The sequence below is a fragment of the Mucilaginibacter sp. UR6-11 genome (genome assembly GCF_020880695.1).
Classification (GTDB): Bacteria; Bacteroidota; Bacteroidia; order Sphingobacteriales; family Sphingobacteriaceae; genus Mucilaginibacter.
Map to the genome: position 1 here is coordinate 1135882 of NZ_JAJIWO010000001.1, position 20551 is coordinate 1156432.

15 protein-coding genes are annotated in these 20551 nt (G+C 46.1%); 9 read left to right on the plus strand and 6 right to left on the minus strand.

From position 1 onward, the window contains the following. The first annotated feature begins 6 nt into the window (after window positions 1-6). A complete protein-coding gene (locus tag LJ658_RS05295) occupies window positions 7-738 on the plus strand; it encodes a glycosyltransferase family 2 protein (RefSeq protein ID WP_230545415.1) in 732 nt (243 codons plus the stop codon). A 115-nt stretch (window positions 739-853) separates the two neighbouring features. Here the strand turns inward: LJ658_RS05295 and LJ658_RS05300 are convergent, their stop codons facing one another. Beyond that, the gene (locus tag LJ658_RS05300) at window positions 854-1438 is read right to left on the minus strand and encodes an RNA polymerase sigma factor (RefSeq protein WP_230545416.1); all 585 of its coding nucleotides are present in this window, start codon (window positions 1436-1438) and stop codon (window positions 854-856) included. Window positions 1439-1822: 384 nt separating this feature from the next. Between LJ658_RS05300 and uvrA the strand changes: the two genes are divergently transcribed. The 4 genes from uvrA to LJ658_RS05320 all read left to right on the plus strand — a co-directional run bounded on the left by uvrA (window position 1823) and on the right by LJ658_RS05320 (window position 10268). Beyond that, the gene (uvrA, locus tag LJ658_RS05305; protein ID WP_230545417.1) at window positions 1823-4750 is read left to right on the plus strand and encodes an excinuclease ABC subunit UvrA; all 2928 of its coding nucleotides are present in this window, start codon (window positions 1823-1825) and stop codon (window positions 4748-4750) included. Between the two features lie 311 nt (window positions 4751-5061). Beyond that, window positions 5062-7794, plus strand: coding sequence for an outer membrane beta-barrel protein (locus tag LJ658_RS05310; RefSeq protein WP_230545418.1), 2733 nt, complete (start codon window positions 5062-5064; stop codon window positions 7792-7794). A 5-nt stretch (window positions 7795-7799) separates the two neighbouring features. Beyond that, window positions 7800-8567 carry a GLPGLI family protein gene (locus tag LJ658_RS05315; RefSeq protein ID WP_230545419.1) on the plus strand — a complete coding sequence of 256 codons (768 nt, stop codon included), beginning with the start codon at window positions 7800-7802 and terminating at the stop codon, window positions 8565-8567. 63 nt (window positions 8568-8630) lie between these two features. After that, window positions 8631-10268, plus strand: coding sequence for an ABC transporter substrate-binding protein (locus LJ658_RS05320; RefSeq protein ID WP_230545420.1), 1638 nt, complete (start codon window positions 8631-8633; stop codon window positions 10266-10268). Between the two features lie 133 nt (window positions 10269-10401). Here the strand turns inward: LJ658_RS05320 and LJ658_RS05325 are convergent, their stop codons facing one another. After that, window positions 10402-12666: an aconitate hydratase gene (locus LJ658_RS05325; RefSeq protein ID WP_230545421.1), complete on the minus strand. Its 2265-nt coding sequence runs from the start codon at window positions 12664-12666 to the stop codon at window positions 10402-10404. A gap of 455 nt (window positions 12667-13121) precedes the next feature. Next, window positions 13122-13412 (minus strand): PH domain-containing protein, encoded by a 291-nt coding sequence (locus LJ658_RS05330; protein WP_230545422.1) that lies wholly within the window; start codon window positions 13410-13412, stop codon window positions 13122-13124. A gap of 150 nt (window positions 13413-13562) precedes the next feature. On the opposite strand from LJ658_RS05330, the gene LJ658_RS05335 reads away from it, so the two are divergent. After that, on the plus strand, window positions 13563-14306 hold the full coding sequence (locus tag LJ658_RS05335; RefSeq protein ID WP_230545423.1) for a hypothetical protein: 744 nt from the start codon (window positions 13563-13565) through the stop codon (window positions 14304-14306). A 197-nt stretch (window positions 14307-14503) separates the two neighbouring features. On the opposite strand, the gene LJ658_RS05340 is transcribed toward LJ658_RS05335, so the two are convergent. Further along, the gene (locus tag LJ658_RS05340) at window positions 14504-14941 is read right to left on the minus strand and encodes a GyrI-like domain-containing protein (RefSeq protein ID WP_230545424.1); all 438 of its coding nucleotides are present in this window, start codon (window positions 14939-14941) and stop codon (window positions 14504-14506) included. 134 nt (window positions 14942-15075) lie between these two features. On the opposite strand from LJ658_RS05340, the gene LJ658_RS05345 reads away from it, so the two are divergent. From LJ658_RS05345 to LJ658_RS05355, 3 genes are all read left to right on the plus strand, one after another. Next, on the plus strand, window positions 15076-15564 hold the full coding sequence (locus LJ658_RS05345; RefSeq protein ID WP_230545425.1) for a cupin domain-containing protein: 489 nt from the start codon (window positions 15076-15078) through the stop codon (window positions 15562-15564). Between the two features lie 46 nt (window positions 15565-15610). Beyond that, a complete protein-coding gene (locus LJ658_RS05350; protein ID WP_230545426.1) occupies window positions 15611-15964 on the plus strand; it encodes a glyoxalase superfamily protein in 354 nt (117 codons plus the stop codon). A 176-nt stretch (window positions 15965-16140) separates the two neighbouring features. Continuing rightward, window positions 16141-17625, plus strand: a complete 1485-nt coding sequence (locus LJ658_RS05355) for a serine hydrolase domain-containing protein (protein WP_230545427.1) — start codon at window positions 16141-16143, stop codon at window positions 17623-17625. 123 nt (window positions 17626-17748) lie between these two features. On the opposite strand, the gene LJ658_RS05360 is transcribed toward LJ658_RS05355, so the two are convergent. Both LJ658_RS05360 and LJ658_RS05365 read right to left on the minus strand, forming a co-directional pair. Further along, a complete protein-coding gene (locus LJ658_RS05360) occupies window positions 17749-19818 on the minus strand; it encodes a beta-L-arabinofuranosidase domain-containing protein (protein ID WP_230545428.1) in 2070 nt (689 codons plus the stop codon). Window positions 19819-19883: 65 nt separating this feature from the next. After that, window positions 19884-20423: a DUF922 domain-containing protein gene (locus LJ658_RS05365; protein ID WP_230545429.1), complete on the minus strand. Its 540-nt coding sequence runs from the start codon at window positions 20421-20423 to the stop codon at window positions 19884-19886. Window positions 20424-20551 lie beyond the last annotated feature (128 nt).

The window sequence follows — 20551 nt, forward strand, 5'->3', positions numbered from 1 at the left end:
ATTGACATGTTAAACGCCGCAGAAAATATGGTGAAAGCAAACACGCCCAAAATATCCATCATTATCGTTACCTATAACGCCGCCGAAACCTTGCAGGCCTGCCTGGATAGCATCTACAGCCAAAAATATCCCGCACTTGAAATTGTGGTGATTGACGGGCAAAGCACCGACGGCACGGTTAAGATATTAGCAGAAAACAACGACCGCCTGGCCTACTGGAAAAGCGAAAAGGACGCAGGGATCTATGACGCCATGAACAAAGGCATCAAACACATAACCGGCGGGTGGATCTATTTTTTGGGTGCCGACGATGTACTGTTTGAAGATTTTACTAATTTGGCTTACGAACTAAAAGATGAAACCACTATTTACTACGGCCGGGTAATGACGCTGGGCGGACCCACCATCCCCGTAAATGAATATGGATTTGCCAAATATGGTCTCTGCCACCAGGCCATGATCTATCCAAAGGCGGTTTTTGATAACTATCAATTCAATACCCGCTACCCCATATCTGCCGATTACGCTTTAAATATGGAACTGTATAACAGCGGCGCGTTCCGTTTTGAATTTCGCGACCATCTGGTAGCCAACTTTAACCAAACCGGAGTATCAAGCACATCAACAGACAAAGTTTTTGAAGCCGACCGCAGCAGGCTGGTACGCAAATACTTTGGCCCAAAATTATGGCTGCGCTTTTTGTTCTGGCGCTTTAAGAAGAATTTGAAAAAGAAATAATCCCCCCTAATTGCAGGAAAACGAAGCAATGTCGTATAAGGAGATCGCCTATATAAAGAAGCTGCCTGCTCCGGTAAACGGGCAGGCAGCTTCTTTTTAATCGATCTGCTTAATCTTAATTTTTTAAGCTCAGTTCTTTGGTTTGCATCATTTTGCGCAGGTTATTTAGCGCGTAACGCATGCGGCCAAGGGCTGTGTTTATGCTAACGTCGGTTATGTCAGCAATTTCTTTAAAGCTCATATCGCCAAAGTGGCGCATAATCAACACTTCCTTCTGTTCGGATGGTAAAAATTGTATGAGTGTTTTCAGGTCTTTGTGGGTTTGTTCGCGTACCATACGGTCTTCGGTACTTTCATCGTAGTTACCCAGCACCTCAAAAATATCAAAATCATCCCCGTTGCTAACCATGGGGGCCCGTTTCTCGCGCCTAAAATGGTCAATAACCAAATTGTGGGCAATGCGGGTTACCCAGGGCAAAAACTTACCTTCTTCATTATACTTGCCGGCTCTGAGTGTATTAATAACCTTAATAAAAGTATCCTGAAAAATATCTTCGGCCAGGAACTCATCCTTAACCAAAAGGTAAATAGAAGTGTAGATTTTGGTTTGATAACGGCGAATTAGCTCGACTAATCCGTTCTCGTCGCCGCCAATGTACAGATGGATTAGATCCTGATCACTTTGCAATTGAAAATCCATATAAAGCGTTTACTTTAACTTAGTTTGAATAAATTGTTAAGTACAGCTTCTAATCGATAGAGATTTCTTTGAGGGGTAAATAAATTGTTACATCAAATAAAACAAATTCTGCGTTAAAAAACAAATAATTTTTTTGTGTCATAATATTTATTGCTTTGCGATGTTATTTGGATACTGCTAAAAATTTTAGGATTTTTGCCTTTTCAAAAAAAGCGCACGATTATTGGCTATACCTGGTTAGACGCCTTTTTTAACAAAGGTTTAATCGGGTAGCTAAAAATCTATAGCACCATAGTTTACGGACGATGGTTGAAAATGCGGTTACCAAACAGGAAAAAATAATATGGACCATGGGCCACCGTCTATGGACTAATACAAAGAACAATGATCAAAGAAGCAGACAAGGATCCTAAAAAGCATATCATCATCAAAGGCAGCCGGGTGCACAACCTTAAAAACCTGGACGTGGCCATACCTAAAAATAAGCTGGTTGTGGTAACCGGTATGTCGGGATCTGGCAAATCGTCCCTGGCTTTTGATACGTTATATGCCGAGGGCCAGCGCCGTTACGTAGAAAGCCTTTCATCGTACGCCCGCCAGTTCCTGGGCCGCATGAACAAGCCCGACGTTGATTATATAAAAGGGATTGCCCCAGCTATTGCTATTGAACAAAAGGTGATCACCTCAAACCCGCGGTCGACCGTTGGTACATCAACCGAGATCTATGATTACCTGAAGCTGCTTTTTTCAAGAATCGGCAAAACCATATCGCCGGTATCGGGCGGCATTGTTAAGAAAGATTCGGTTACTGATGTCATCAACTTTATAATGACCCTGCCCAATGAGACGCAGGCAACCATACTTTGCCCTTTATATCCGCACAATAACCGCAGCTTAAAAGAAGAGCTGGCGGTATTAATGCAAAAAGGTTTCGTAAGGGTAGAGTACCAGGGTAAGATATCGCGTATTGAAGCTTTATTGGAAGAAGAGGGACTGGACAACACTGCCTGGGGTAGCTTTGAGGACGCCGATACCGAAAAAGTTAAAAGTAAAAAGACAAAGATTAAAGATGATGGCGGGCTTGCCGCAGATTCAACAACCACCACCCATCACTCCCTGCTTAACACTCACCACGCCGTACATATTGTAATTGACCGCATTACCAAAGATGAGTCGGACGAAACCATGAGCCGCCTCGGCGACTCAATACAAACCGCGTTTTTTGAGGGTAAAGGCGATTGCTATGTGCGTTACCAGGAGCCTGATGCCGAAACCGAAAAAGAACGTTTCTTTTGCGACCGGTTTGAATTGGACGGAATAAAATTTGAAGAGCCCACACCAAATTTCTTCAGCTTTAATAACCCCTATGGCGCCTGTAAACGCTGCGAGGGCTACGGTAAGGTTATCGGCATTGACGAGGACCTGGTTATCCCCGATAAAAGTAAAACCATATACGAGGGCGCTATTGCCCCCTGGCGCGGCGAAAAAATGCGCGAATGGAACGACGAACTGGTAAAACACGCTTTAAAGTTTGATTTCCCTATCCATCGCCAGTACAACCAGCTTACGGCCCAGGAACAAAGGCTGTTGTGGACCGGTAATAAATATTTCCGCGGGCTTGACCAGTTCTTTAAAGAGATGGAGGCGCAAACCTATAAAATCCAATACAGGGTGATGCTGTCGCGCTACCGCGGTAAAACAACCTGCCCCGAGTGCAAAGGGAGCCGCCTGCGACACGACGCCACTTATGTTAAGATAAACGACCACTCGATAACCGACGTGGTTTTAATGGCGCTGGATAAAGCCCTTGATTTTTTTAACGGCCTGCAGTTAAATGAAACGGATATCACCGTAGGCAAACGTTTATTAACCGAGATCACCAACCGGTTAAGTTTTTTAAATGGTGTGGGGTTAAGCTATTTAACTTTGAACCGGTTATCGAACACCCTGTCAGGCGGCGAGTCGCAACGGATTAACCTGGCAACTTCATTGGGCAGTAGTTTAGTGGGCTCCATTTATGTGCTGGACGAGCCAAGTATTGGTTTGCACCCGCGTGACACGCAACGGTTAATCACCGTGCTAAAATCATTACGCGACGTAGGCAACACGGTTTTGGTTGTTGAGCACGAAGAAGAGATCACGCAGGCTGCCGACCATATCATTGACATAGGCCCCGCTGCCGGCACACATGGCGGCGAACTGATTTTTAGCGGCACCTACGATGAAATTATTAAAGACAACAATAGCCTTACCGGCAAATATTTAAGTGGCCGCGAAAAAATAGCCATCCCTGCGCAGCGCCGCAAGTGGCACGATTTTATCGAGATAAAAGGCGCGCGCGAAAATAACCTGCAGCACGTTACCGCCAAATTCCCCCTCGGGGTGTTCACGGCGGTTACGGGGGTGTCGGGCTCCGGCAAAACCAGTTTGGTAAAACGCATCCTGGCCCCTGCCCTGCAAAAAACGCTGGGCAACTACAACGGCGAACAAACCGGTAGCTATGATGCCATTGAAGGCGATTATGCTAAAATAGAACAGGTTGAACTGGTTGACCAAAACCCCATCGGCCGTTCGTCGCGCTCAAACCCGGTTACTTATGTTAAGGCCTGGGACGAGATCCGTAACCTGTATGCAGCACGGCCGGCGGCTAAAGCGGCCGGGTTAAAACCATCAGCCTTCTCCTTTAATGTGGAGGGCGGGCGTTGCGATGTTTGCCAGGGCGAAGGCGAGGTAAAAATAGAGATGCAGTTTATGGCTGATATCTTTTTAACCTGCGAGACCTGCGAAGGCAAACGTTTTAAACAACATATTCTTGATGTTACCTACAACGAAAAAAATGTAAGCGAGGTGCTAAGCATGACCATTGAGGAGGCCCTTGAGTTTTTTGCGGCCGAGCCGAAGATCATCGCCAAAATAAAACCGTTGTTTGATGTGGGCTTGGGCTATGTGCAGCTGGGGCAATCATCCAATACGCTATCGGGCGGCGAAGCACAGCGGATCAAGCTGGCATCGTTCCTGGTTAAGGGAAATAACCCGCATAAAACCCTGTTTATTTTTGACGAGCCCACTACAGGTCTGCACTTTGACGATATTAAGAAGCTCCTAAAATCGTTCGATGCCCTGTTGGAGCATGGCAATACCATTATTGTTATTGAGCACAACATGGACGTGATAAAATGCGCCGATTGGGTAATTGACATTGGCCCAGAAGGTGGCGACCGTGGCGGTAAAGTGATATTTGAAGGTTTACCCGAAGATCTGATTAAAGTGAAGGGAAGCTATACCGGGGAGTTTTTGAAAGAGCGATTTTAGGTTAGAGATTAGTGGCTGAAGATTAGAGATTAGTTCACCACTTGCACTCGTCTTTGACGAGTGCTTAATATAATTTCGCGATTGTATCGCGAAGTAAACTCCAGTTAAACACAACTGCGCCCACCTCTTATGGGTCTTACCCGGTGCCATGTATTCCAGGCAAATTTTTCAAAAGTTTCTAACCTAAATTACTTTTGATAGGCTGGCCATGCAACTATTTGAATGATTTCTTGTCTAATCATCAAACCGTAAAACCGCTAACTATTTTAAAACTAGCTAAATAGTTTTACATTGCATCGCCAAACCGCCTTATGCTAAACCGAATCACAATAATTATTATTTATTGCTTATGCAGCCTTACGGCTGTTGCACAAGTTAACTACACTGTAACAGGTTCCGTTACTGATACCACGACCAAACAAAAGGTAGACGGTGCCACCATAGTAATCCTTAACGCCAAAGATTCCATCATTCAAAAATTTACTTATACCAATAAAGGTGTGTTTAAGGTGGATAATCTTAAACCGGGCAAGTTTTTGCTGGTGGTGACCTACCCTGATTATGCCGATTACTCGGCTGACTTTACATTGGATGCTGCCCATCCCTCGAAAGAATTTGGCGATCTAAGCCTTATACTTAAAGCCCGGCTACTTAATGAAGTTATTATTAAAGCCAAAGTTATACCTATTAAATTAAAAGGCGATACAACCGAGTTTAACGCGGCTGCTTACGCAACGCAAAAAAATGCAAAAGTTGAAGACCTGTTGAAATTGCTGCCCGGTATGCGCATTAACCAAAGCGGCGTCATATTGTTCCAGGGTGAGCAGGTACAAAAGATGCTGGTTGATGGCGAAGAATTTTTTGGTGATGACCCGGCACTGATTACCAAAAATGTACGTGCCGACATGGTATCAAAAATTCAAGTATACGACGATAAAACCGAACAAGCTAAGAAAAGCGGCCTGGATGACGGGCAGAAGGTAAAAACTATAAACGTAGTACTTCGTGAAGATAAAAAACGTGGTGTATTTGGCAAAGCCGACGCCGGGATGGGCACCGATAAGCGTTACGCCGGACAGCTCATGGCCAATAAATTTTCGCCTAAAGAGAAGATAGCCGTTTACGGAAACACTGGTAACACCGGCAATGTAGGCCTGGGCGGCGGCGATAACAGTAAGTACGGCGGTGGCTTTAACAGTTATGCATTTAATGGTGTCGGCATCCCTGTTGCCCGCGATGGCGGCGTACACTATGACGGTAAATGGAATAAAGACAAGCAGTCATTAAACGCCACTTATAAACTAGGCGGGCTCAACATCGATAGGCAAGGCACTTCGCAGTCGAAGATCACGTTGCCTGATGGTTTTAATACAACCAGCAGCAACAGCACTTCACATTCGCATAGTTTCAGGCAAAGCCTGGATGCGCAATTTAATACCAAATTAGATTCGCTGTCAACACTCGGCATCGCGACTTCTAACGCCACCTCAAACGCTTCGTCAGTTTCAGATAACAACACCACTACCGTCCGCGGCAATGGCGTGATATTAAACAACAATGTTACCCATAATAGCAGCGACTATAGAAATAAAAACAGCTATTTAAGTGTTGACTATCACCGATCACTCAAAAAGCCCGGACGCTCGTTTTCTACTTACGGCGACATTTCTCTTAACAATACAAAGTCTGGCAGTTATCTCAAATCAGACCTGAACTATTATGATGATAATGGAAATTTAGACAATACACATAGCTCCAAAACAGATCAATACAAACCAGCAAATACCGACAGCCGGTATCTATACGGTAATTTTCTATATACCGAACCGCTCGCAAAGCACCTGGCAATAAGTTTTAGTATGAATTTTTCAGACAGTAAAAACAGCTATAATCAACAATCGTTTAACAAATCGGCCGCTGGAGCTTATGATGTCCCTGACCTGTTATATAGTAACGACTATACAACTACCACCACAGCTCATAATTATTATATGGCGCTCAGGTACAATTCCGAAAAAATCAACACAGGTTTTAGCGGCAGTTTGGGCAGTTCAAAGCAAAAACAAACCGACAATTTATTTGACACGGTGCTCGCGCGCAAGTTTACCGTCTTTAGCCCCCATGCTGATTTTTTTTACAGGTTTTCAAAAGCTGCTACAATTAACTTTGGGTATAATGGCCAAACCCAAACACCTTCATTTTACCAGATACAGCCCTTGCGCCAAAACAACGATTTGTTAAATATCACCATCGGCAACCCGCTGCTCAAGCCGTCATTTTCAAATGCCTTTAACTTTTTTTACCGGGTATATCAGGCCATCAACGACCAGGGGGTAAACCTAAGAGCTAATTATAATTTTACCAGTAATGCTATTGTAAATAACCGGATGACGGATTCGGCCGGGGTAAATACTTATCAATATTCAAACCTTAATGGCAAACATCCTAATAACTGGAACACCTATTTAGAAGTGTATGGCCACCCTAAAGGCTCTAAGCTTTTGCTGCTTCCCAATATTAGCATTTCAGGAAACAGCAGCTATAACCTGATTAATAAAAAACTAAGCGAGAACCGCAATATCAGCTACGAAGCCGACCTGCCCATACGACTGGGTGCCACTAATTATTCATATAGCGTAAACATTACCGCTTCCATTACCAAAAACAAAACAAATTTACAGCAGCTGGCTAATGATTATAAGGGCTACCAGATAGACTTTCACCAGTATAACAAATTGCCGTTCAACTTCTTTATCGGTACCGATGGTAATTATAACTACAGTGCACCAAATCGGGTTTACCCCACTGCTATCAGCAAGTTTTTATTAAAAGCTTATCTTGGTAAAGCATTCCTGAAAGAAGAAAATTTGAAGATCACCCTCACCGGTAACGACCTGCTGAACCAAAATACCGGTTATAATCGCAAAAGCACTTCAGATAGCTTTACCGAATCGCGCGATATGGTGATCAAACGATTTTTCCTGTTAACAGTTACGTGGGATTTCAGCAAATTTGGCACACTGGCTCAACCTCAAAAACCATAACCTCCATGAAAAATCCGGTTAAAACCATACTCTTGTTTGTTATGCTTCACAGCAATTTGGCATTCGCTCAAAACAAGCAATTTGTAACCAGTGGCGTTATTGAGTTCGAGAAAACGCAAAATATGTTTGCCATTATAAAAAATAAGGTCACAACAGATAATGCCGGTAATAAAGCCTACTACGAGCAATACCTAAAAAGCGAGCCGCAATTTTTGACTTATAAAAGCACACTCATCTTTAATGTCAACAGTTCATTGTTTACGCCAATTCCCGGAAAATCCATACAATGGTATTATGATGCACCTATTGCTGACCAATTGAATACCGTATATTCAGATTTTAGCCGTGGGACCACCACCACCCAAAAGGAGTTTTATGAGCGTACCTACCTGATTAAAGATACCTTGCGTAAAATAAAATGGAAGATCACCGACGAAACCCAAACTGTTGCCGGCTACAACTGCCGGCGGGCTAATGGGTTGGTTTTAGATTCAGTTTATGTCGTGGCTTTTTATGCCGAGGATATTCATGTACCCAGCGGACCGGAATCATTCACCGGCTTGCCTGGCATAATCCTGAAGCTTTCGTTGCCCCATGAACACGTAATATGGGTAGCTACCAAAGTAACCCCCGTTGCTGTGGGTGAAAAGGAACTGGTTCCGCCTAAAAAAGGCATAGTGGTTGACTATAAACAGATGTTGAAGGTTTTAACAGATGCACAAAGCCGCTGGGGCCAGGTTGGCAGGTATTTTATCAGAGGCTTTTTTTTATAATGGTATTGTCAAATAGAACTGCTTAGCTATCCGGAAATGGGTTAATTAAGTATTTTAGCCATAATGAACAAACTGACAGGACGGCTAAGTATATTGTTTTTGCTATGCGCGATATTGGCATCCTGTAATTCGACAGCCGTCAAAAGTAGTCAAACCGTATTCAACATCAACCTCGACGAGGGCCTTACCTCGCTCGATCCTGCCTTTTGCCGTAACCATAATACCATCTGGATGGATAACCAGATCTATAACGGGCTGGTACAGATCAACGATAGTTTAAAAACATCTCCCTGTATTGCCAAAAGCTGGGAGATCTCTGCCGATGGCAAAATTTATACTTTTCATCTGCGCAATGATGTCAGTTTCCAGGACGACCCGCATTTTAAGCATGGCGTTGGCCGCAAGGTTGTCGCCGCTGATTTTGCCTATAGTTTCGGCCGTTTAATTGACCCTAAAGTCGCCTCGTCGGGCTCATGGATCTTTAGTGATAAGGTTGTGGGCAGGCAGGCTTTTGAAGCGGTTAACGATAGCACTTTCCGCGTCACCTTAAAACAGCCGTTCGCCCCGTTTATCAGCATGCTCACGGCGCAGTATTGCTCGGTAGTGCCCAGCGAGGTTGTTGAATTTTATGGCAAGGACTTCAGGAGCCATCCGGTAGGTACCGGTCCGTTTAAGTTTAAATACTGGAAAGAAGGCGAGGTAATGGTACTGCTAAAAAACGAGAAGTACTGGGAGAAAGACAGCACCGGCCGCCGCCTGCCTTACCTGGATGCCGTACGCGCCACGTTTATTGATGATAAGCAAACCTCCTTTATGGAGTTCATCAAAAAGAACCTTGATTTTTTTAATGATATAGATGGCAGCTACCGCGATGATATTTTAACCAAATCCGGCCAGATAACCCGGAAATACAAAGGCCGGTTTGTACTAAGCACCGGGCCTTATTTAAATACGCTGTATTTAGGGATGCTGGTGGATACTACGCTGCCGATAGTTAAGCACTCGCCGTTACGGCTACTGAAGATAAGGCAGGCCATTAATTATGCTATCGACAAGCAAAAACTGATCAAATACCTGCGCAACAGCCTGGGCACGCCCGGCAGCCAGGGCTTTGTACCCAAGGGGATGCCCGGCTTTAATGAAACCGATGTAAAGGGCTACAGTTATAACCCTGCAAAGGTGCGCCAGCTGCTGGCCGAAGCCGGTTATCCCGAAGGCAAAAACCTGCCGGCCATTACGCTTACCACCACCGTGGCCTATCATAACCTGATTGAATATGTACAGGCCGAGCTTGAACGCGCCGGCATTAAAACCAAAATCGAGGTTACCCAGGGTGCCAGCCTGCGCGAAATGGTGGCCAAAAACGGTATCAATTTTTTCTACGGATCATGGATAGCGGATTACCCGGATGGCGAGAATTACCTGTCGCTTTTTTATTCGAAAAACAAGATACCTTTCGGCCCCAATTATACCGGGTTTAGCAACCCTGAGTTCGACAGGCTGTTTGAGCAATCATACAACGTTAAAGGCGACGGGCAACGGTATGCCCTTTACCGCCAAATGGATGACCTCATCATGGCTAATGCCCCGGTGGTGGTGCTGTATTATGATAAACGGGTAAACCTGTACCAAAACAATATATCGGGCTACAGCGTTAACGCGCAGAATTTACTGACGTTGAAGCGGGTAAGGAAACGGTAGAGGCGAAGCCTGCTGTTATCTTCGCTAAGGGAGCGGAACAATAAAAACATCCGGAACAAAAAAGAGACGCAAAATATTGCGTCTCTACAAAATTATATAAATTAGAAACCGAAAATCCGGTTCCGAAATCAGCTTACACCATTTGTCTGCGGATGATGTTTAGCGCGCCGCCTGCTTTGAACCACTCAATTTGCTGAGCATTGTAAGTGTGGTTAACCGCAAACTGTTCGGTAGTGCCATCATGATGGTGCAGCACAACGGTTAACTGTTTGCCCGGGGCAAAGGTGGTTAAGCCGGTGATGTCTATTTTATCATCTTCCTGTATTTTCTCGTAGTCGTTGCTATCGGCAAAGGTGATGGCCAGCATACCCTGTTTCTTTAAGTTGGTTTCGTGGATCCGGGCAAATGATTTTACCAGTATGGCACGCACACCCAGGTGGCGTGGCTCCATAGCCGCATGCTCACGTGATGAGCCTTCGCCATAGTTCTCGTCGCCAACTACAATACTGCCAATGCCATGTGCCTTATAATCGCGCTGGGTAGCGGGTACGGGTCCGTATTCGCCGGTCAGTTCGTTTTTAACGGTATCGGGCAGGTTATTAAAGTAGTTAATGGCGCCTATCAGCATGTTGTTACTGATGTTATCCAGGTGACCGCGGAACTTTAACCACGGGCCGGCCATCGAGATATGATCGGTGGTACATTTGCCTTTGGCCTTGATCAATAATTTCAAACCGGTAATGTCAGTACCTTCCCACGGTTTAAACGGCTCCAGCAACTGCAAACGTGACGAAGCCGGATCAACCTTAACCACCACCTGGCTGCCATCCTCGGCAGGGGCCTGGTAACCGGCATCCTCAACCGCGTAGCCTTTTACCGGCATTTCAATACCCAACGGCTCATCCAGTTTTACCTGCTCGCCTTTTTCGTTGGTCAGGTAATCGGTCAGCGGGTTAAAAGTTAAATCGCCGGCTATAACCAACGCGGTTACCACTTCGGGCGACGCTACGAAAGCATGCGTATTGGGGTTACCGTCCTGGCGCTTGGCAAAGTTACGGTTAAACGAGGTGATGATAGAGTTACGGCGCGTAGGATCGTCGGTATGACGGGCCCACTGGCCTATACACGGGCCGCAGGCGTTAGCCAATACCACGCCACCCATTTTACCAAAGGTATCCAGGTAGCCGTCACGGTCAACCGTGTAACGCACCAGTTCTGATCCCGGCGTAATGGTAAACTCGGCCTTTACTTTTAGGCCCTTATCAATGGCCTGCGCGGCTATGGAAGCCGAACGGGTAATATCTTCGTATGATGAGTTGGTACATGACCCGATCAGGCCCACTTCCAGTTTCTCGGGCCAGTTGTTCTCTCTAACCGCCGTAGCGAATTTAGAGATCGGCCAGGCCAGGTCGGGGGTAAACGGACCGTTAATATGCGGCTCCAGTTCGCTCAGGTTAATTTCAATCACCTGGTCAAAATACTGACCGGGGTTGGCATAAACCTCAGGGTCGCCGGTCAGGTGCTCGGCAATAACGTCGGCAGCATCGGCAATCTCGGCACGTTTGGTGCCGCGCAGGTAAGCCGCCTGTTTCTCGTCATAACCAAATATCGAGGTAGTGGCGCCAATCTCGGCACCCATATTACAGATGGTACCCTTACCGGTAGCCGACAGCGATTGCGCGCCCTCGCCAAAATATTCAACAATAGCGCCGGTACCACCTTTTACGGTAAGTATCCCCGCCACTTTTAAAATAACGTCTTTAGCTGATGTCCAGCCCGAAAGCTTTCCGGTTAGTTTAATACCGATCAGTTTCGGGAACTTCAGCTCCCAGGGTAAGCCGGCCATAACGTCGCAGGCATCGGCACCGCCAACACCAATGGCAATCATGCCCAAACCACCCGCGTTGGGGGTATGGCTATCGGTACCAATCATCATACCACCCGGGAAAGCATAGTTCTCCAGCACTACCTGGTGGATAATGCCCGCGCCTGCTTTCCAGAAACCGATACCATATTTATCAGATACCGACGCCAGGAAATCATAAACCTCGCGGTTTACATCAACAGCGGTATGCAGATCTTCAACAGCGCCAACTTTGGCCTGGATCAGGTGATCGCAATGTACGGTAGACGGCACAGCAACCTGCGGACGGCCTGCCTGCATAAACTGCAGCAGCGCCATTTGCGCGGTAGCATCCTGCATGGCCACACGGTCGGGCGCGAAGTCGACATAATCAACCCCACGGCCATAGGCCTGCCTGGCATCACCCTCGCTTAAGTGAGCATATAATATTTTTTCGGTTAAAGTTAGGTGTTTACCGGTAGCTGTACGCGCAGCCGCAATGCGGGTGCTGTAACGGTCGTAAACCTTTTTGATCATGTCTAAATCAAAAGCCATCTTGAGTAGTATTTAGTGTAAGCAGAAAAACGATACCGGCCTATATTAAGCATTAAAACGCATAAAATAAACAAGTGCCGCGAATTTACAAAATATAACGTTAAACAGAAGTAGCTGGTTTGTCACAATGTTATTTGGAGGGGTTCTAAATTGAGTTGTGCGTTTTGGGTGAAACGGGCGAGCGCAAAGGCCCGTCAGCACGCGCGGCCGGGAGCCTAGCCATGCGCAGTGGCAGCGATCGGGCTGACTTGATTTTTTGGTTACTTTTGTATCAAGACAAAAGCAACAGCCTACCCGCGGCGATTGAGCGGGTGGATGTTGGTATCAAAGAATGCAGCCGGCAAGAACCCCGTTCAAGCCAGTATACCACCGCACCAAACCCAAATCGATAGCTTATGTAGAGATTGCTTCGTTCCCCGCAATGACGGGTGGTAAGGCAGTGCAAAAAAGCCACATTAGCCCCTTACTTTATTCCTTCCGTTTTCAATAGCTGCTTTAATCTCCTGGGCATCGCTTTTTGAAAAACCGTGAGCCTCTACCTTATTGCCGTTATGATAAAAACGTATGGTTGAATAGCCGATAAGCGGGGTATCAATCTCGACCGCCGAAATACTGCTGTAGGCTACCGATGTTTCATCGCCGCTAAAAAACCCGGGGATTTTAATGGTAATCCCGGTGTCTTCAACGATGATCTCTGCCGGGAAAAGTTTATTGCCTTCTGAAAGGCGGGATGCGGTATATTTCATGATGCTAGAGCGTGTTAAATAATCATCAAAAATAAGGATTTAATTATTATCGTTCGGGTTAATTACAAGCGGTGCGTCTGCAGCAAAAAGCAATTATTATCAATAAATTTTTATACCTTGTAATTACCTATATCCAAACCTTTATAAACCATGAAAGCTAAAATACTGTTAAGTTTATTTGTTGCGGTTGCCATGCTGGCCGCCTGCAAGAAAAACAACCCCGTAATCACCGATCAGCCAAAAAAATTAAAATATCTGACGCAGGTAATTGCCGTACAAGGGGCTGTTACCACAACGACCTATTATACCTATGACGATAACAAAAGACTGATATCTGAAAAAACAGGTGACAATACGACTAATTACATTTACAATGGCAATGAACTGTTTTCGGTTGAGTATTTATCAAAATCCGGCACCAACACTAGCAGGAGTACCGATGAACTCTATTATGCCGACGGGCTGGTTCAAACACTTACACATAAATTTTATAGTGGCGATGGCAGCGTAACCTTGCAAAGCGCTTTAGGTTTTGCCTATAATAACGGTAAGTTAACAGAAACACATAACGACGGCCACCTAACTTATTATTACTATGAGGGTAATAATCTCTCGAAAATACAACATGAACAATACAACCTTACATTTAGCTATGACGACAGGAAAAATAAGTTTTTAAATTTACCTGCGGCACTAAAAAACGTGGCGCTCCAATTAAATAAGATCGAATACCTTTCGTCAAACAATATTACCGTCGAGACTGACTCTTCTTTGGAACCCGGCACCTACACTTATAATTATGACAGCGATGGTTACCCTACCGGCGCCACGCTTAACTACAAAACCAATACTTATTTAAACACCAAGTATACCTATGTGTACAAAGAGTTATAGCTAGCGTAAATTGATTGGCTTTTGTAGGGATTGCTTCGTTCCCCACAATGACGTGGTAGAGAAAGCATCAAGCATAAGACTCACCGTCATCCGGAAGCGCAAAGGCCCATGAGCGTCACCAGGCGATAAGTACGACACTTACCTGACGCCCCCCGGTCGGTGTTATCCCGCACCAGTGATTTAAACCGGGCCGAATCCTAATCAACAGACATGATTAACTCCGTTTCAAACTTGCTTTCATCGCTTGTCCAATGCCCGTATATTTCAATATACGGGAGAGCAGGCTTAAACCCCATCTTTCGGATTTCATTTCGCATGTTATCGCCCGCCTGCTTAACCCCGCCATGCGGACCGATATGTTTATAGTAAGCATATTTTGGAAGCGAGATGATTTTTCGTTCAAACCCCGTATCTTCAATGGCCGGATCTTCCAGTTCAATCCCGGCAAAAACCGCTTCATCCGGCTCATACACCCAAATGTTGAGCCCTTTATTTTTTATCCCTTTCGCCCTGATCACCGGCCAAATTTTATCCATTAATGCAAAGGCAGTTCCTACATAATTTTTATTTGCAGCGATACCCGAAAAGCCAGAAATATCCAATTTAAGCGGGTCAGTAATTATTTTGATTTCCATTGCATGTAAATTATTGATTAACAGATTGATGACCGTATATCAAAAATAGAACTTCGAAAGGAAAAACGAAACAACGATTTGGATTAAGTGTACAGGATTATTTTATAACTTGTGATCTATAAAATCAATACCCCATGACCGAAACCGCCCAATACTGGATAGAACATTTAAACCTGCAGCCGCACCCCGAGGGTGGCTATTATAAAGAAGTCTTCAGATCGGCGCACGAGGTTACACGGGCGGGCGCAACGGCGGTAAAGCAGGCCTGCACCTCTATTTATTATTTGCTGGAGGGGCGGGACTTCTCGGACTTCCACCGCCTGGCGTCGGACGAGTTGTGGTATTTCCATAAAGGCGCGCCGCTGCATATCCATGTTATTGATAATGACGGCGCACATACCCTGATTGAGCTGAGCGATACCGCTACCGGCAGCCTGCAGGCAATTATACCACCCAACACCTGGTTTGCGTCCGAGATACCGTCGGGCAGCGGGTTCGCGCTGGTGAGCTGCGCCGTAGCGCCCGGTTTTGATTTCGCTGAGTTTGAGATGGCTAAGCAACAGGAATTAATCAAGCAATATCCTGAGCACCGGGCTTTGCTTGAAAGGTTATGCAGGGAGTAGGATATCCGCGCTTTTACTTAAATTAGCTTTATAAATAAACCCCATCATGAAATCAATAGAGATCATTTCCATCCCGGTTACCGACCAGCAGCGGGCCAAAGAATTTTACGTAGCCTTAGGTTTTGAAGTTATAGTTGAGGCTCCCTTTGAGGGCGATAAGCAATGGATCCAAATGGCATTGCCGGGCACCAAAGGGATAAGCATTACGCTGGTTACCTGGTTCGAGAACATGACGCCGGGCAGCGTTAACGGCCTCGTCATCAAAACCGACGACATCTACAAAGACATAGCCGACCTGACCGCCAAAGGCATAACCGCCGGTCCGGCTGAAAAAACGCCGTGGGGATTGTTTGCTGCCGTGATTGATCCGGATGGAAACAGGTTAAGCCTGCATGGCTAACCCGTCGCCTCTTTATTGCAATGGCAAGCACCTGCGGCCTGCAAGCCGGCTAAATCACACTAATAAAACCGGACACCAACCGTTCGTTTTTATTACAACAGTTTATAATTTATCATACATATATAACTGACTATAAGTTAATTAATTTACTGGCACGACTTTTACATTACGAAGGAATGAAAAAAGTTTGGCTATTAATTGCATTATTTACCGGCGTAAAGCAGTTGGCAAACGCTCAAAATATAGACACTATTGTTAAACATGCGGCTTTGTCTTTTATGTCCGGCGGACCCAGGGTGGGCTTGTCTGTCGGGATCATCAAAAAGGGCGAAATTTACCGGTATCACTTTGGCAGTAGCGGTACAAACCAAAATTCTGCCCCTACAGATCAAACTATTTATGAAATAGGTTCACTAACAAAAACGTTTAGCGGCAGGTTGCTGGCACAGGCCGTTATAGAAAATCGGGTGAGTTTAACGGATGATATCCGCAAATACCTTAAAGGCGACTATCAGAACCTGGAATATCATCATAAACCTATCACTTTAAAAAATTTAGCTAACTGGACATCATGTCTTCCGGATAATCTTCCTGAAAAACCTACTCTTAAAGCAGTGCCGCCCGACTCACAACTTTTTGAGGCCAGGAGGTTCCACGACGGCTATACCCGGCAGCAGTTTTTCAACGATCTGCATAGCATAAAATTAACCGCCGAACCCGGATCCCATCTGGCCCATTCAAATACGGCGGCTCAGCTAATGGGGTTTATTCTGGAAGATATTTATGGGATGAGTTATGAGGAATTGCTGCGTCGCTATGTCACCGGCCCCTTAAAAATGCCAGGCACTTTTGTAACCGTACCTGCATCTAAAAGGGCTTTATTAAGCAGGGGATATAATGCAAAGGGCATGATTATGCCGGAGATCCCTAAAGACGCGGGCAGTGCGGGTGTGCTAAAATCAAGCATTGCAGATATGGTAAGGTATCTTGGTGACCAGCTTAGCGAAACTAATAAGGCGGTAAAACTTACGCACCAGCCCACCTGGGGCAGCCCGGAAACACTGGCTATCGGGTTAAACTGGTTCACCAAAACTAATTTCGACGGTCAAAGGGAGATCTCAGGTTCGGGCGGGACATTCGGCTATTCTTGTTATATGGCAGGCTATCCGGCTAAAGGTTTTGGTATTGTTATTTTAACCAACGAAAACGATAACCAGGCATCGGATGCTATAAATGATCTGGCAAAAACCATCTATAATGAGATTTATTTTACTGCCGCGCAACGCGCAGAACTGGGTTTTGGATTTTCCCGGTCAATCAACCTGCTCCTTAAAGCTTTAAACCAAAATGGATTTGAAAACGCGGTAAAGGCCGCGGCCGATTTAAAGCATAGCGATGCTTCTTTTAAATTGGTTGAAGATGATGTAAACTTGTTTGGTTATCATTTATTAAACAAAGGCGAAAAGGCAAAAGCTTTGGAAATCTTTAAACTAAATGTCAGTCTTTACCCAAACAGTTACAATACCTATGACAGCCTTGCCGAAACCTATGAAAGCCTTGGTGACAAAGTTTCTGCTATTCAAAATTATCAACGGGTGCTTGAGCTTAATCCTGATAGCCATAATGCAACGGAGCATTTAAAAAAGCTGACAGGCAAGTAAGCGGGTATCAACAGATATGCCGGCAGGATATACTAATCTAACAATCCACAAAAAAGCCCGGCACTTCACGCACCGGGCTCTGATATAAATCATTCATTCATTCGCAACTCACTCAATCACTCCTTACTCCACCACCGGGAACGCCGAGATTCTCAATCTTGCACCACCCATAGGTACCAGCGTTAGGTTGGCTTTAGCAGTTTCTGTTTTAACGGGGCTCTGTGGCAGTACGCCGCATAGGCCGTATTTGTCAATGGTCCAGTCGTTAATTTGTTTGCCGGTTGCTTTAAGCTCGATAGGCGCATTGGCGTTGGTGAACGGGTTACCGTCTTTGGGCCAGGCCTTATGCACCACGGTGAACGACCGCTCGGGGTGTTTGGCGTCTAACAGTAAGCCGTAGTTCCAGGCGGTAGCCGGGTAGATCTCAAACGACGGCCATTTGTTGGGGTCGGCGGTTTCCTGCCAGCCCGAGTCGCCCATGGCGGTTTTCTTGCTGTCTTCCTTTTTATAGGTTTCGCCGATTTTCAGCGAGTAGGTTAATGGCCCGTAATTTACGCTTACGCTGTTTTTATTTTTCGCCCATTGGCGCACTTTGATCTGCATAGGCAGCTTAAGGCTGATCTTGTCGCCTTTTTTCCATTTGTTGGTTAGCTTAATGTAACCGCCGGGGATAGCGTTTACCGCCACCTTTTTGCCGTTAACCATCACGCTGGCATTGGCGCACCATTTTGGCACTCTCAAATACAGCGGGAACGACACCGGCTTGCCGGTATTAACCGTAAAGCCCACCACATCATTAAAAGGATATTGCGTAGCCGATGTTATTTTAACCTGCGTACCGTTGCCAACTTTGGCGGTAATGGTACCGGCCTGGTACAGCTGCGCGGCTAAGCCGTTGTCGGGGGTTGCCATCCAGGCGTTTTCGGCATAATAAACCCAGCCTGCGCTGTGGTTATGCTGGCAGCAGCGGCTGCTAAAAGGGTTCATCATTAAAAACGGACCGCTGTTGGCAATACCCGGCGCATGGTTCTTGCTGTCATTCAGCACCATGTTGGGGGCGGTTAAATAGCGCAGGGCCTTATAGTCGCTGGTAAAGGCGGCGGGGAAGGTATTGAAAGCCACATCCTCGCAGTTTTCGGCCCAGAAAGTGTCGCCGGTATATTGTAATAAGTATTGGTCGCTGGTCATTTGTTCAACCATGCCGCAGGTTTCAACGGCCTGGCGCGGGTCGTCATAACCTTTGCGCGCATTCTCGTCGCTGCCAAACATCCCGCCCGGCACCTGCCCGTATATATTGCGGATCAGCTTAAAATCGTTATAGGTAGCTTCCAGGTCGGTAGCTGCGTGGCTTTGCAGGTAATACGTAGCCGGCTCGCGGAAACACTCGGCCACGTTTACATTGTGCCAGTTAGGCAGGTTGGTAGCTTGGCGCCAGTTGGCGGTGTTTTTATCAACCTTGGTAGCCAGGTCAAGCAGAAACTTATCGCCGGTTATATTGTACAGCCAGTAAATGCTCACCAGGTAATCGCCGCCGCGGCTGTTTTCCCAGTAGTCCTTTAAAAAACGTTCTTCGGGATAGTTTTGCAGCCATTTAAAATAGCTGGTAAGGCAGGCAATAATCCGCGCGTCATGGCTGTATTCGTAATAACTGCGCAGGCACCATATCATGGGCATGTTGGCCCATAGGTCGCGGTTGCCGTTTCCTTTTACTATGATGGGGCCCATGTCACCGTCCAGCCGCTGGTTGTCAAGCACAGCATTTATCCAAAATTTGGTGTCTTTAATCATTTTGGCGTCGCCAAGCATATAGGCCATATCGCCATAACCCTTTAGCCAGTACGGCAGCTCTTCCCAGCCATACTTTCCTTTGCCGCTTTTGTTCAGCCAGGCATTATCGGTTTTACTTAGCCAGATGCTGATCTCGCCCAGGTTACCGGTAAGTCCCTCTTTTTGCAGCAGCAGCTGCTGCTTTAACCAGCCCGATGGCTTAAACGCCGTAACCGGCAGCTTAATAAATTGCTGCGGCAGCAACGGGGCCTTGTTACTTGGGTAAAAGGCATTAACGCCCTTAATATCTGCCTGGGGTAAAGCGGTGGCGGTTTGCGCGCTGACAACAGCGTTACCTATTAAAACTATCGCCGCGAGGCATAAAAAACTCTTTCTCATAAATACATCATTAAAGGCAGCTGCCATTAGGTTGGAACGGTAAATATATAGGTTTGTTGCGAAGGAAAAAAATGGACGCCGGCCTAAAAAACCTAATAATCCGGCGAGGTGTGATCCAGCTGTGTTTGTACATAGCTGTCCCAATACGCCTGTAGTTTGGCGTCTCTCGAATGCTCGGTCTGCTCATCATATTTAGTTTGGGCGGCGCGCGCCTCCCGCATCACGTCATCAAAGATCCATCTCACCTCCCGGCGGTAATCTGCCGTGAACCGGGCGGCTTTAAAGGCTGCTGCCAGCCGGCGCATATACAATTCATGAATATTAAAATGCACCTGCTCGTGCTTTAATATGTCCTCGTTCTCCATCCGCTTTACCGCCCATGATGCCTGGCAATCAAACCAGCTGTTTATGGCAACCGTTACCACATACACGCTGTCAATATGCCGGCAATGGTAGTTATAAGCTACCTGGCAACTGGTAACCGCGTCATGCGGACTGTTCATATCCACCGGGCCCTTAAAATCATCCCAGGTTAGCGGCCGGTTTTTGTCCCATTTAATTTGTTGTGCGTTTGCAGCGGACAGGCAACACAGCAATAAACTTAATGATAGCAACGGTTTTAAAAGGCGCATTATCCGGATTTGGTTTTACGGTTATAATATTACAAAATCCTGCCGAAAAAAGAAAGCAAGCTTAAAATCCCGGTACCCTTAATGCTTGCCAACCAGCAGGGCGTTCCCCGCCGGTAGAAGCGGGGCCG

Bases quoted from the DNA above. Each gene is read 5' to 3' on its own strand.
- LJ658_RS05300 (WP_230545416.1), bottom strand. From the start codon at position 1,438: ATGGATTTTCAATTGCAAAGTGATCAGGATCTAATCCATCTGTACATT.
- LJ658_RS05320 (WP_230545420.1), top strand. From the start codon at position 8,631: ATGAACAAACTGACAGGACGGCTAAGTATATTGTTTTTGCTATGCGCG.
- LJ658_RS05325 (WP_230545421.1), bottom strand. From the start codon at position 12,666: ATGGCTTTTGATTTAGACATGATCAAAAAGGTTTACGACCGTTACAGC.
- LJ658_RS05335 (WP_230545423.1), top strand. From the start codon at position 13,563: ATGAAAGCTAAAATACTGTTAAGTTTATTTGTTGCGGTTGCCATGCTG.
- uvrA (WP_230545417.1), top strand. From the start codon at position 1,823: ATGATCAAAGAAGCAGACAAGGATCCTAAAAAGCATATCATCATCAAA.
- LJ658_RS05360 (WP_230545428.1), bottom strand. From the start codon at position 19,818: ATGGCAGCTGCCTTTAATGATGTATTTATGAGAAAGAGTTTTTTATGC.
- LJ658_RS05330 (WP_230545422.1), bottom strand. From the start codon at position 13,412: ATGAAATATACCGCATCCCGCCTTTCAGAAGGCAATAAACTTTTCCCG.
- LJ658_RS05350 (WP_230545426.1), top strand. From the start codon at position 15,611: ATGAAATCAATAGAGATCATTTCCATCCCGGTTACCGACCAGCAGCGG.
- LJ658_RS05310 (WP_230545418.1), top strand. From the start codon at position 5,062: ATGCTAAACCGAATCACAATAATTATTATTTATTGCTTATGCAGCCTT.
- LJ658_RS05295 (WP_230545415.1), top strand. From the start codon at position 7: ATGTTAAACGCCGCAGAAAATATGGTGAAAGCAAACACGCCCAAAATA.
- LJ658_RS05345 (WP_230545425.1), top strand. From the start codon at position 15,076: ATGACCGAAACCGCCCAATACTGGATAGAACATTTAAACCTGCAGCCG.
- LJ658_RS05355 (WP_230545427.1), top strand. From the start codon at position 16,141: ATGAAAAAAGTTTGGCTATTAATTGCATTATTTACCGGCGTAAAGCAG.
- LJ658_RS05340 (WP_230545424.1), bottom strand. From the start codon at position 14,941: ATGGAAATCAAAATAATTACTGACCCGCTTAAATTGGATATTTCTGGC.
- LJ658_RS05365 (WP_230545429.1), bottom strand. From the start codon at position 20,423: ATGCGCCTTTTAAAACCGTTGCTATCATTAAGTTTATTGCTGTGTTGC.
- LJ658_RS05315 (WP_230545419.1), top strand. From the start codon at position 7,800: ATGAAAAATCCGGTTAAAACCATACTCTTGTTTGTTATGCTTCACAGC.